9 protein-coding genes are annotated in these 11,882 nt (G+C 42.0%); 1 reads left to right on the forward strand and 8 read right to left on the reverse strand.

What is annotated here, in order from left to right:
* Nucleotides 1-310: 310 nt before the first annotated feature.
* On the forward strand, nucleotides 311-2,293 hold the full coding sequence (locus ACTQ50_RS18155; protein ID WP_441485350.1) for an alkyl/aryl-sulfatase: 1,983 nt from the start codon (nucleotides 311-313) through the stop codon (nucleotides 2,291-2,293).
* Nucleotides 2,294-2,503: 210 nt separating this feature from the next.
* On the opposite strand, the gene ACTQ50_RS18160 is transcribed toward ACTQ50_RS18155, so the two are convergent.
* The 8 genes from ACTQ50_RS18160 to ACTQ50_RS18195 form a co-directional block, all read right to left on the reverse strand.
* A complete protein-coding gene (locus ACTQ50_RS18160; RefSeq protein WP_441485351.1) occupies nucleotides 2,504-3,958 on the reverse strand; it encodes a GGDEF domain-containing protein in 1,455 nt (484 codons plus the stop codon).
* Nucleotides 3,955-4,989, reverse strand: coding sequence for an ABC transporter substrate-binding protein (locus ACTQ50_RS18165; protein WP_441485352.1), 1,035 nt, complete (start codon nucleotides 4,987-4,989; stop codon nucleotides 3,955-3,957). Before ACTQ50_RS18165 ends, ACTQ50_RS18160 begins: the two co-directional genes overlap by 4 nt.
* Nucleotides 4,990-5,179: 190 nt before the next feature.
* Complete coding sequence (locus tag ACTQ50_RS18170) at nucleotides 5,180-6,796, reverse strand: FMN-binding protein (protein ID WP_441485353.1); 1,617 nt, start codon at nucleotides 6,794-6,796, stop codon at nucleotides 5,180-5,182.
* A gap of 184 nt (nucleotides 6,797-6,980) precedes the next feature.
* Nucleotides 6,981-8,165 carry a YgeY family selenium metabolism-linked hydrolase gene (locus tag ACTQ50_RS18175; RefSeq protein WP_441485354.1) on the reverse strand — a complete coding sequence of 395 codons (1,185 nt, stop codon included), beginning with the start codon at nucleotides 8,163-8,165 and terminating at the stop codon, nucleotides 6,981-6,983.
* Nucleotides 8,166-8,168: 3 nt separating this feature from the next.
* Nucleotides 8,169-8,777, reverse strand: a complete 609-nt coding sequence (locus ACTQ50_RS18180) for an AAA family ATPase (protein WP_173718480.1) — start codon at nucleotides 8,775-8,777, stop codon at nucleotides 8,169-8,171.
* Nucleotides 8,778-8,916: 139 nt separating this feature from the next.
* On the reverse strand, nucleotides 8,917-10,011 hold the full coding sequence (locus ACTQ50_RS18185) for an alanine/ornithine racemase family PLP-dependent enzyme (protein ID WP_148463068.1): 1,095 nt from the start codon (nucleotides 10,009-10,011) through the stop codon (nucleotides 8,917-8,919).
* A 187-nt stretch (nucleotides 10,012-10,198) separates the two neighbouring features.
* Nucleotides 10,199-10,924 carry an amino acid ABC transporter ATP-binding protein gene (locus ACTQ50_RS18190; RefSeq protein WP_148463067.1) on the reverse strand — a complete coding sequence of 242 codons (726 nt, stop codon included), beginning with the start codon at nucleotides 10,922-10,924 and terminating at the stop codon, nucleotides 10,199-10,201.
* A 12-nt stretch (nucleotides 10,925-10,936) separates the two neighbouring features.
* A complete protein-coding gene (locus ACTQ50_RS18195; RefSeq protein ID WP_148463066.1) occupies nucleotides 10,937-11,590 on the reverse strand; it encodes an amino acid ABC transporter permease in 654 nt (217 codons plus the stop codon).
* Between the last annotated feature and the right edge of the window lie 292 nt (nucleotides 11,591-11,882).

The raw sequence follows: 11,882 nt of genomic DNA on the forward strand, positions 1-11,882 counted from the left end.
AAATGGATGCTCTTTTTTCATTCACTTGATAGGTGAAAAGCAATATTCAGCAAAATACAGTAACTATATGGCTTTCAGCCACTTTCACGGCTGTGCCGTGAATAATATAGGGTAATTCTTCTAAATAAAAAATGTCGTTTTACCGCTTATTAGGTTGATTTACCGCAATAGAAACGTTATTTCTCTATAATTCGATTGTTCCCCTGATACATTCATGCTATATTTTTATTAGATATTGTTTTTTGCAAGCAATTAAGATTTACAGCAGAAAATATCTGAATTTTTTGCAGAACAAGGGGGAAAACGTATCATGAAAAGAAAAAAAGCAGTTACTTTGACTACCGCTGCATTGGCACTTACTATGGCTGTCTGTGGCAGTTCCACCGCAATTGCCGCATCAGAATTAACAGCAGAAAGCAAACCAGCCACCCAGTATACCATTGATGCAAATCAGGAAGTTTATGCATTGCTGGATTTCGAGGATACTGAGGAGTTTAAAAATGCTACAAAAGGTCTGATTGCGTCTCCGGATACTCTGGATATTTATGATGAGAACGGGAAGCTTGTATGGAGTCAGACAGCGTATGCTTTTCTGGATCAGGATGCTCCGGATACAGCGAATCCAAGTCTTTGGAGAGATACACAGCTGAATCATATTTATGGTCTTTTTGAAGTAACCGATGGAATCTATCAGGTGCGTGGCTATGATATGTCAAATATCACCTTCATAAAAGGTGCTACAGGATGGATTGTAGTAGATCCACTGATGAGCATGGAATGTGCGGCAGCGGCTTTTTCCCTGGTAGAAGAGAATCTGGGCACTTTTCCTGTAAAAGCAGTGATTTACAGCCATTCCCATGTTGATCATTTCGGTGGAGTCAGGGGAATTATTTCAGAAGAAGATGTACAATCCGGTGATGTGCAGGTAATTGCACCGGAGGGCTTTGAGAAGCATGCTGTCAGCGAGAATATTTATGCAGGTACTGCCATGGGGCGCAGAGCAAGCTATCAGTATGGAACCATGCTTGAGGCCAGTGAAACAGGAGCTCTTGCCATTGGTATTGGCATGGGGCAGTCCAGGGGCAGTACAAGTTATATTTCTCCTACACTTGAAATCACACAAACCGGTGAGAAGCATACTATTGATGGAGTGGAAATTGAATTTCAGCTTACTCCGGGTACCGAAGCACCAGCGGAGATGAACTTCTGGATTGGATCGAAAAATGCTTTGTGGATGGCCGAAAACTGTACAGGAACGCTCCATAATCTGTATACACTCCGCGGAGCCCAGGTACGTGACGGAAACGCATGGGCAGAGTACATTATGGAATCTCTGGCACTTTATGGTGATCAGGCAGATGTAGTATTCCAGTCTCATAACTGGCCACATTGGGGAAAAGATATTATTCAGGAATATATGACCAATACTGCAGCTGTATATAAGTTTATTAACGACCAGACATTGCTTTACATTAATGAAGGTTATACGGAGACAGAGATTGCTAATATGATCCAGCTTCCCAAGGAGTTGGAGAAAGTCTGGTATACCCGTCAGTATTATGGCACAGTTTCTCATAATTCGAAGGCAGTATATGAGAAATACATGGGATGGTATGACGGTAATCCTGTCCATCTTGCTGAACTTACACCATCGGATTATGCACAAAAGCTGGTAGAATATTTCGGTGACACAGATGCGGTTCTTGAAAAAGCAAAAGAAGATTTTGCAAAGGGAGAATATCAGTGGGTTGCCCAGATCACCAATACGCTGGTTTTTGCTGATCCGGAAAATATGGATGCACGTTATCTTTGTGCAGATGCATTAGAGCAATTGGGGTATCAGGCAGAATCCGGTCCATGGCGCAGTGCTTACCTTTGTGCGGCACAGGAGCTGCGAAATGGTACAAATACCGATGATGCAACGCGAGGCAATGGTAACGGTGATGTTATTTTACATATGACACCTGAAATGATTTTGGATTATCTGGGAATTCTTGTAGATACAACGAAGGTTCCGGATCTGACGTTTACAGCAAATCTTATATTGCCGGAAGGTAATTATGTACTCCGTGTGAAAAATGGCGTACTTCTTTATCAGAAAGATACACAGGATGCGGATGCTGATGTGACATGGACTACCAAACGTGCCGGACTGCTGTCTATTATTCAGAAAAACGCGGAAAATGTTGCAGCTTTGATCCAGCAGGAGGGTGATGAAACCTGCCTGACACGATTGATGGATGCAGTTACGGTTACCTCAGAGTATAAATATTTTAATATTATCGAGCCATAAAATTTTTATGTAGAAAAACATGGTTTCGTAAATAACTATACTAATCGCGTAGGATGTGGATGCACTGGACACCTGGACGGCACCAGCCATTACAGAGATTGATCCGGCAAACGTGAATTAATATTTCCACAGGATACATTTATCAAGTAAAAAAGGATCCCTCGCAAGGTAGAAGGCTAACAAGCCTCGACCTTGCCGGGATCCTTTCATTTACATTCCTTTCATTTTAAAATCAGCTTTCCCATTCTGTTTCACCTTATACAAAGCCATATCTGCGCTTTTACAAAGAGACATAACGTCTTCTCCCTGTTCCGGGAATGCAGCTCCGCCTGCGCTGGCTGAAAGCTCTACAGCCTCTCCTGTAGGCAGTGTAAGCTGGGAAATCATCCTCTGAAACGTTTCCATATAAGTCCGCGCCATTTCCCCTGTAAGATTCTTCAAGTAAACCACAAATTCATCACCGCCATACCGGCCGATTATGCTATCCTCCGGGAAACAGCTTTTCATAGTTTTCGCAAAATGCTTCAGGCAGAAGTCTCCATTGTTATGACCGTAAGTATCATTATAAATTTTAAAATTATCTACATCAATAAAGATGAAGATGCCTGGCGTTTTTTTACGCAATTCTTCTTCCACGGCAATCTGAAAAGCCCTGCGGTTCAGAATTCCGGTAAGAGGATCTGTAGTAGACAATCCCATGTACATTTTCTTATCTTTTTTCTCCAACAGCACAAGGGTCAGCATGTACAGCATCGTGAAGCCTACCAGAATACTTCCGTATACTCCGCCCCAGGCGGAAAACTGCTGGGTGATATCAGAAATATTCTTATTTGTCAATTCAACGATCACATACCAGCCTGGCATAACAGAAATACTTCTATAGGAAATTGTAGATTCCTCTCCTCTGATAATAGCGGAAAATCTCCCATCCTTCTTTCCGGAACGCATGTCCTTTATCCACTGGTTGTAGGAATAACCTGCATCATACTGGAAATACTTCTGCTGAAGCAAAAGATTGTTCCAACTGCCAGACGTGCCGGAATTGTCACTAACACAGGTAATAAAATTTTCTGAATCGGCCTTTAACAGATGAATGCTGATCTTGCCCTGAAGAAGCTCATACTCACCCAGCTGTCTGAGATTTTCGATCATAATCGACACATAAAGTGTATGAACCAGTGAAGTATCCCCTACTGGCACAAAAACAGTCATGGTCATATTTCCAGTTCTGCTGGACTGGTAAGGATCCGAGTTAAAAGAAGTATCTGAAGCCAACGCCGCCTCATCCAGCTTCTTCTTTTTGATATCGGAAACAGCGCAGCTGCTGCTGCCATAAATTTTGCCATCATTCATAATAAAACCAATATCACCGAAAACAGTCTTGTCAAGATTTTTCTCCAGCTGTTCCAGGATTTCCTCCGGCTGGGCATTTTCCATAGACCGGATCATCTTTATATCTTCCTGTACATAGTTCTGAAGATATTCCATAGAATCATTCATCTTTTCCGCGTACAGGCCTGTGATCAGCTCCAGATGCTCTGTATTGAAATTCCGCGCAATTCTGCTCAGGTGAAAGTATGCCGCCACGATAATGACAAGGCAGACTGCCAGATACAAAGCCAGCAGGACTTTTCTTTTTGTTTTATTTTTTCTTCGATCTTTCATGAGACAGCATTCTCCATAAGGTAATCAGAATCAACCATAATGACTCCGGTATCAAAATACTTCTGCTCTGATTTTTCTCCCTTTATAAGAGAATTCAGGGAAAGCATTCCCAGATATCCCATCTGATCCTGTTTCTGCAGCACAGTCACTGCATGATATTCCGGATTCTGAAGCATCTGTTTCGTTTCGTCCGCCAGGTCAAAACCCACCAGCACCACATCTGTTCTTTCTTCTTCGAAAAGAGTATTTACGATGCCGACAGTAGATGTGTTATTACAACCGAAAAAGCCCTTTATATCTGCATTTTCTCTCAATAATGCAGAAGCATCCGATTGTGCCTTTTTCGTATCACCGCCATTAACTCTTATATCCTGAACGATTTCCCACTGCTCCGGTGCATTGCCCGCCCAGAAATTCAGGAATCCGGAAACACGGTTTACCATTGCCTGGGAGGTATCCGCTGACAACTGGATTCCCACTTCCAGTGGGTCTGTCGGTGAATTTCCTGCATCATACAGCAACTCCAGCATTTCTTTCGCTGCCATTTCTCCGGCATCTATATTATCTGTCATGTAACAGGCATCAAATTCGCTGCTGTTAATAGAAGAATCAATAAGTACTACCGGAATATCCTTTTCCCGTACCTTCTGACAGCTGTCTGCCAGTGAATTGGAATCTGCCGGAGCCAGCAGGATTCCGTCAGCGCCTTGCTCCATAGCCTGGTTCATCAGGTCAATCTGACCGGAAATGTCAGTTTCGTTATCAATTCCACCAAGATAAACCGCTTCATCCAGTTTTTTTGCAGCTTCTGTTATACCATCTATTACTTTCTCCCAGTAAGCACCATGATAATTTTTCAGAATAACATATATTTGCTTATCGCTTTCCGAATTGGAAATACAGGTATAGTCCACCACAGCGGGCTGCTCTGCTGCCTCCTCCATGTTTGCCTTCGAACTCCCCGAGCAGCCTCCCAGCAGAACAGATGCCACTCCCACAAAAATCAACCGATATGCTTTCGTTCGTTTCATTTTTTCCCCAGTACCTATACTCCAAATTGTAACGCTTGCAGCGCAGATATTGAATAGTTACCAGATATTTTACATTTTTGCATATATTTTTTGTGTATATCTGATATATTATATGCCTGATGTATAAGGGCTGTCAATGTCTATTCTTCACGATTCCCAGTCTGCATCCTCCGTTTCTGATTTCTGTTATCTATTTTTCATACTCCTTAACCTTCTTTTCATACTCTTCCTGGTTTTCTATTACATGTTTTACAATATGTCCATGGCTTTTCTTCTTGGCAGCCAGATTCCGGCCAGGACGTTCGGCATATTGATCTTCGGGAATCTCCAATGCATTTGCCACGGCATGAATAATTCCGTTGCTGCTGTATGTGGCTCCGCTGACAGCATCAATGTTCAGACTTTGTTCCTCTTTCATCTCTTCAATTACAACTGGCGCAGCTTTGAAAAAATATTCTTCTGTGTCACAGTATGAGAAGATGGAAATATCCGTTACCTGCTGATTTTTCACAGTAACCTGAACTTCTACATCACCACGAAAAGCATCGGCAGATCCTGTATATACGCCATCGACAAGGTTCCGGAAGCGGCCTGCAGAAATAAATTCAGCCTTGTCCGCAGCTTTATCATCAGAACCATTCTCCGCAGTCTCTGAAGTTCCTGCCTCCTTCAAAGCATTCTGTACAGCCTGAATCAGCCCCTTACTGCTATATGTAGCACCGGATACGGTATCTGCATTCGTATTCTGCTGTCCGATTATTGCAGAAAAGATTTCAGCTTTCGCTTTTTCCATATAAGACTTGTCATCCTCATAACTATCCAGTGTAAGACTGGTTATTTTTCCGTCCGCCACACTTACAGTGACACGCATCGCTCCACGATAGCCCTCACCTGTTCCAGTATAAGTACCGTCTTTATATCTGAAACCTTCAACAACACCGCCTGCTATATTTCTATCCTTCGTATAGCTTCTCGCCGTAAGGAGCCGGGAAGCCCCAATCATCACACACGTGAGCAATACTCCGATCACCATTCCATATTTAATTCCAAAATGCGCATTTCCTTTCGGACACCAGCTAATGCACTGCTGGCACACAATGCACTCTCCACCTGTAACTTGTTCCTTTTTCGTAAAATCAATTCCCATGCTGCATTTCGCAGTACACAAAGAACAGGCACTGCATTCTCGTCCGGGCTTTTCGATTTTCAAAAATGCACCTCTGGAAATCAGTGCATACACCGCTCCCATTGGACAGAAATATCTGCAAAAGAATCTCTTTACCAACACTGATCCTGCCAAAATCACCAAGAGTAAAATTCCCCCCACCGAGCACAAAGGCTTCACTCCCGGCCAATGTCCAGGCGCAATATACTGGCCAAATATTTCCCACGGACCTTGCTTTTTCCAGGTCAAAACACCACTCCATATAAATATTACAAAATAAACAAGTACTCCATATTTTGCCAGTTTCAGAACTCTGTCAGCTTTCTTGTATATTTCTGGATTTCTGTTCCGCCTCCAGCTGCCTTTTCCCAGCTTCCGCGCTGCAAACCACAAGAAATCCTGCACAGCTCCAAAGCTGCAGAAAAATCCGCAAAAAAATCTCCCCACCAGTACACTTCCTGGCACTGTCGCAATTAGTACATACACCGAATACCTGACACTCTCCCAGGAAATACTTCCAGCATAGATCTGGGAAAAAATATCTCCAATAGCTGTAAATCCTGTTACGAACAGTTCTGGGATTAAGATAAACGACAGTAGTTGGATAACTATTTTTATCCAGTTGTTCTTTCTATTTTTCATTTTTTAGCTGCTTCTTTTTGTAGGCTATCTTTTTTCAACTGCTTCCAAAATTTCCATTTCACAAACACCGAAAGTCTATCAATAATCATAAAAAAGCACTCCTTTCCAAGTAATAGTATACTCAAAAAAGAATGCCTTTTCTATCATTTTCACATTATTTCTTCACTTTACCGAAAGCTATACATCATCCCAACAACGCCTTCATAATCCCCGCATAGCACACCGACATATTTGTCAGATCTTTCACCTCCGCATACTCATCAATGATATGCGCCAAATTTTCCCTTGCAGGTCCCATTCCAATAGTACGGATGCCAGCTTCTCCTGCATAATGACTTCCATTTGTACAGAAATTGTAGGTAGTTACCTCTGGAGAAAATCCCTCTTTTTCCAGTTCGGATTTTATTTTTTCCACCCACTCCTCTTCTGCGCCAAACAGCCAGCCTGGGAAAAAGCGTTCTCCCTGGATTTTTTCTCCGGTGTAGCATTCCTCTTTTCCCACTGCATAAGAAACTTTATAGGAAAACTGCGGATCCTTTTTCTTCAGCTCTTCCATTTTTTCAATGATTGGCTGAAGCACGCTTTCCTTGGTTTCACCTACCAGAAGTCTGCGGTCATAGGTTGCACGGCAGTATTCCGGAACAACGGAGGCTCCTGGATATGGGGAAGATTTTACGTCTGTCAGCTCCAGGATTCCTTTTCCCAGTTTATCCTGGACAGGCGGTTCGATCTCGCGGATAGCCTGAATGGCCTCACACATTTTATATACTGCATTTACGCCCTTTTCCGGGTTTGCTGAATGTGCCGGGACACCAAAGGTCTCAACCACAATTTCCGCACGGCCACGCTGTCCTACTTTTAAATTCATTTCAGATGCTTCACCAATTACCACATAATCCGGTTTCACTTTCTCACTTATTTTTCGCGCGGCAACACCTTCGAAGCATTCTTCATGCACAACACCTGCCACATATACATCTCCGGCAAAATTTTTCCCATTTTCCACCGCATATCTATGCGCAGCAACTGTAAATGCGGCTACCGCACCTTTCATATCAGCAGCTCCTCTGCCATAAAGCTTTCCATCTTCAACAACTGCATGAAATGGATCATGTTTCCAGTCCTTTAAATTTCCAACTGGAACCGTGTCTATATGTCCATCAAACAGGACTTTCGAACCAGAATTTTTTCCTTTAATATGACCGATCACATTTCCGTAGCAGTCAGTTTCTATCTCATCGAAAACACCGGTCTCTTTCATATACGCCTTTAAAGCTTCCGCCGCTTTATCCTCATGTCCTGAATAGCTCTGACAGTTTATCAGACTTTTTGCCAGCTCAATTACTTTTTCGTCCCATTTTTCACTCATGGCCTATTGCTCCTCCTCGTCCGTCTTCGTACGGATCATTGCCTCCAGAATTTTTACACAGCCTTCGATTCCAAAAGTCTCTCTGTTTATGGTAAGATCTTTCTTTTTCTTATGACTCCATTTTCCCATAGAATAAAAACGATAATAATTATCTCTGGCCGCATCCATTTTTCTTACCAGTTTCTTAGCTTCCTTGGCAGAAATGTGATGTTTTTTCATAATGTTGTCTATTCGAAAGCTCTCCGGAGCATAAATAAACACGCTCAGTACATCCGGCTCATCGTGAAGTACATAATCTGATAACCTGCCTATGATGATACAGGATTCCTTTGCATACAGGTCTCTCATGATCTGTGCTTCCTGATGAAAAAGCTTATCCTCCTGTGCAGAATTAATGCGTCCGTTTCCAAGATAAGGATCCATAAAACGCCGTTCCACGTTTTCATCATATCCACACACAGAATTAACATCCACTCCTGATTTTGCAGCTGCCCTGGCAAGCAGTTCTTTATCATAGAGCTTTACTCCCAGACGTTCTGAAAGTACTTTTCCTATTTCATGACCTTCTGCACCGAATTCACGGCTGATAGTCAGTACAAAATGCTTTCCCATGATTTTCCTCCTGGATTTTAAGTTTTTCTCAAAATTCTACGAACTACTGTTTTCATTTTGCACAAATTATATTTTCGCTTTTCTGTTAGAGCGTGTTTGAAAAAGTGCCACGTGAAACATTACTTGCAAACAGTAATTCTTATGATACCTTATACAAGCTCTCGTTTTTTTCCTTTTCTATCTCCTGTTTTTCATATATCTTTTCCACATATTTGCTGGTAAAAGCACGCATTACAGCAAAGTAACCTAAACGAAAGCAAATCCTGTCTCCAGTCTTAAATTCTTTCTCGCAATCCGTCACATCCACAATCAGATGATCGCTGCTGGCTCCGATGATTTCCACGCCTTCATCTACCGGCCACATGGTTTCTACGTCAACATCCTGTCTGCCAAGGGCACAGATGGCTCTCTTTCGAATTCCCCTGTCTGTAAAAACAGGCACATGACCATAACTGTCCGCACCAATCTTTCCGATCGGCATAGACGGCTTTTCTTTAGATTCAATGATCTCAGCTTCCATGATAAATGCGTCGTTGCTGGTTCCCGGCAAATACTCATAGTTTGTCCGTTCTCTGCCAAACAGCACAGACTCACCAAGACGAAGGTTATTGATTCCCTCCGGAATCCCGTTTTCCAGCATCAGGTGAATAGTCGCAGAATTGCCCCCACTGATACATACAGATGCATCGTATTTCTTTGCCAGACCAAGAAGCCGGTTCATTTTTTCCTCATCAGACTGTACAAAAGAAAAACAGGTCAGATTTGTACCAAGTCCATACAAATCCAACCCCTTTGCCTGCTTTGCATAGTTTATCGCTTCTGCCAGATGTTCTTCTTTAAAATAGCCTTCCCGCAGATCTCCCAGATCCACCATCAGAATTACTTTGTGTTTCTTTTTCAACTGTATGGCCTGTTGGTTAAGTGCTTTCAGTGTCTCAAGCTCAGAGTTTACCGACACATCACAGAACTGCACCACTTCTCTCGCCTCAGATATAGATGGCATACGGATCAGCCACTTTTCACAAGGCAGATTTTCATAATTTCTGATGTTTTCAATTCTGGAATCTCCCAGCCTTTTTATCCCCTGGTTCACCAGAGTCTGAGCAATCCTTTCCTCGCCACCAAAAACTTTGGTTACACCAGTTATTTCTATATGATGTTTTTCAGTCAGATCTTTCATGACTCTTACATTCTCTGCAATTTTATCCAGATTGATATGTATGCATGGATACAACTTTGACCACGCTCCTTATTAGATGATATGAGTGGCCCAAACTCTTCTGCCGTCCTGTCCACTGCAGTTTTTTTGCTTATTTAATGCCACAGATTGCAAATGAGGCCGGCAGATAAAAACACACTATAGGTGCATAGCTGCCAGCTTTCATAACAATATTGACTGAGCATAGATACTCGTTTTCAATTTACAGCACACTTGCAAGGAAGTTCCTGCATCTTTCCGTCTTCGGATGTGCAAACATTTCTTCCGGTTTTTCCTCTTCTACAATGTAACCGTCATCCATAAAAATGATTCTGTCCGCAACATCTCTTGCAAATCCCATTTCATGTGTAACTACAACCATAGTCATACCTTCTCTGGCAAGCTCTTTCATAACGTCCAGAACTTCTCCAACCATCTCCGGATCCAATGCACTGGTAGGCTCATCAAACAGCATAATCTTCGGGTTCATTGCAAGCGCACGGGCAATTGCCACACGCTGTTTTTGACCACCTGATAAGGTTACAGGATACACGTCCTTTTTATCCAGCAATCCAACTCTGTCCAGAAGCTGTTCTGCCTTTTTTACAGCCTCCGCTTTTGACATTTTTTTCAGCATAGTTGGTGCCAAAGTCATATTCTGCAGCACAGTATAGTTTGGAAAAAGATTAAAATGCTGAAATACCATTCCAATATTTTCACGGAACTGATTGATTTTCTTAATCTCGGAAATATTTTCTCCAAGAATCACAATATCGCCATCCTGCTTCTCTTCCAGTTTGTTCAGGCATCTGAGCAGGGTGGATTTTCCGGAACCGGACGGTCCGATCAGGCAAATCACTTCGCCCTCTTCTACATTAAAGGAGATGTCCTTCAGAACTTCCAGATCTCCAAATACTTTATGTAAATGTTTTACCTCGATAATTGCCATAATTCATTTCTCCTAACGTTTATCATAGCTGAGTCTGCGCTCTACTTTCTTGGAAAGCCATGTCAGAGCTGTAATCAATACAATATAAATGATTGCGGCATAGGAATATAATTCAAAGGCTTTGTAGTTTCTTGCAATAATGGTTTTGGCAGTCATTGTCAACTCATTAACACTGATTGCGGAAAGAATTGCAGTATCTTTCAGACTGCTGATAAACTGGTTCATAAGAGACGGGATCATAATTTTTACCGCCTGAGGAAGAACAATTTTTCTCATAGTCTGAAAATAGCTTAAACCAAGACTTCTCGCTGCTTCCATCTGACCGTAATCAATGGCCTGAATACCTGCCCGGAAAATTTCTGCCATATATGCAGAAGCATTAATTCCCAGAATAATAATTGCAGCCAGCACCAGGGTCAGGGAGTTTTTGATTACGCCAAAATACAAAAAAAGCGCCAGAATCATAAGCGGAATACCTCTTATAATTGTGATATACACACTGGCAATCTTCTGTAAGATACGACTATTGCTGATAGAAAAAATACAAAGTATAATACCAAGCGCCACCGCCAGGAGAATACCAAAAATCGCTATTATAATTGTCAGTTTCAGGCCTTCCATCAGCCGTGGAAAGTATTCAACAAAATTAGAAAAATAATCTGCCATATTGTACCTCTTTATTATCGGATTTCTTTTTGTTTCCCTTTAAAAAGTTCCTTTTATTGCTGTTTGCTCCATTCAGCCCAAATATTTTCCGCAACATTACCTGCAAACAGCATCCATTTTTCAATAAGTTTGTTTTCCTGTAAAAAGTGCAAGGGAGAACGCTTTTTATAGGCGTTCTCCCTTCAGACTGTAGACAAACTTGGTGTTGGGTGTTATGCCCAGCACCATTTTTCTTTTAAAACTTCTTTTCTTTTTATTTTTTTCAAAATCAACAAAAATCTGGCTGTGTTCC

Origin of the sequence: Blautia sp. Sow4_E7 (assembly GCF_052116245.1) — a bacterium.
GTDB lineage: Bacteria > Bacillota > Clostridia > Lachnospirales > Lachnospiraceae > Blautia_A.

Bases quoted from the DNA above. Each gene is read 5' to 3' on its own strand.
- ACTQ50_RS18175 (WP_441485354.1), bottom strand. From the start codon at position 8,165: ATGAGTGAAAAATGGGACGAAAAAGTAATTGAGCTGGCAAAAAGTCTG.
- ACTQ50_RS18170 (WP_441485353.1), bottom strand. From the start codon at position 6,796: ATGAAAAATAGAAAGAACAACTGGATAAAAATAGTTATCCAACTACTG.
- ACTQ50_RS18160 (WP_441485351.1), bottom strand. From the start codon at position 3,958: ATGAAAGATCGAAGAAAAAATAAAACAAAAAGAAAAGTCCTGCTGGCT.
- ACTQ50_RS18190 (WP_148463067.1), bottom strand. From the start codon at position 10,924: ATGGCAATTATCGAGGTAAAACATTTACATAAAGTATTTGGAGATCTG.
- ACTQ50_RS18165 (WP_441485352.1), bottom strand. From the start codon at position 4,989: ATGAAACGAACGAAAGCATATCGGTTGATTTTTGTGGGAGTGGCATCT.
- ACTQ50_RS18195 (WP_148463066.1), bottom strand. From the start codon at position 11,590: ATGGCAGATTATTTTTCTAATTTTGTTGAATACTTTCCACGGCTGATG.
- ACTQ50_RS18180 (WP_173718480.1), bottom strand. From the start codon at position 8,777: ATGGGAAAGCATTTTGTACTGACTATCAGCCGTGAATTCGGTGCAGAA.
- ACTQ50_RS18155 (WP_441485350.1), top strand. From the start codon at position 311: ATGAAAAGAAAAAAAGCAGTTACTTTGACTACCGCTGCATTGGCACTT.